Annotated in this window: 2 protein-coding genes; both read right to left on the bottom strand. The window is 55.7% G+C overall.

Features of this window, described 5'->3' with window-relative positions; all coding sequences use genetic code 11:
• Window positions 1-332, bottom strand: a 332-nt coding sequence (locus tag JJD74_RS30655; protein ID WP_149810038.1) for a recombinase family protein, incomplete at its 3' end; no start/stop codon positions are given.
• A 59-nt stretch (window positions 333-391) separates the two neighbouring features.
• Window positions 392-584 (bottom strand): hypothetical protein (locus tag JJD74_RS31100; RefSeq protein ID WP_206616995.1); only part of this gene is annotated, 193 nt, incomplete at its 5' end.

Raw genomic sequence — 584 nt, 5'->3', positions numbered from 1 at the left:
AGCGAGGCGAACAGGTTGAACACCAGGCGGCCTTGGGCGTGGGTGGTGTCGATGGGGTCATTCAGGCTCTGTAAGCCGACCTTGCGCTCTGCCAGCTCGCCGACCAACTCGACCAGGTGCTTGAGGGAACGCCCAAGGCGATCCAGCTTCCAGATCACCACGGCATCACCCGGCCGCACGTTGGCCAGCAGTTTGTCCAACTCCGGCCGGGCGCTTTTCGCGCCGCTGGCGATGTCTTGGTAGATGCGTTCGCACCCGGCCTGTTTCAGGGCATCGACTTGTAGGTCGGCTTTCTGATCCCGAGTGCTCACTCGCGCATAACCGATCTTCATCAAAAGTACTGTTTACTCGACTACGTTAGTAATAGTTGAACTTTGATTAAGCGTACCAGTTATTTGAACCGTAGCGCGGGGAGCTTAACGAACCGAGCCATTCCTCGATAGAGTTCGGCAAAACCTTCGTTTTGTCGAACCATTGCATCGCCCTTTGTGATTGGCGTATAAACACACAAACACCTATTAGCGGAGAACGCTATGAATACCATTCGCTGGAATGTCGCCGTCTCGGCCGACACCGACCAGTCG

It is taken from the genome of Pseudomonas sp. MF6776, assembly GCF_016613125.1.
Classification (GTDB): domain Bacteria; phylum Pseudomonadota; class Gammaproteobacteria; order Pseudomonadales; family Pseudomonadaceae; genus Aquipseudomonas; species Aquipseudomonas iridis.
Note: the sequence above shows the minus strand (reverse complement) of the source record. Positions and strands in the feature narration are given on the sequence as shown.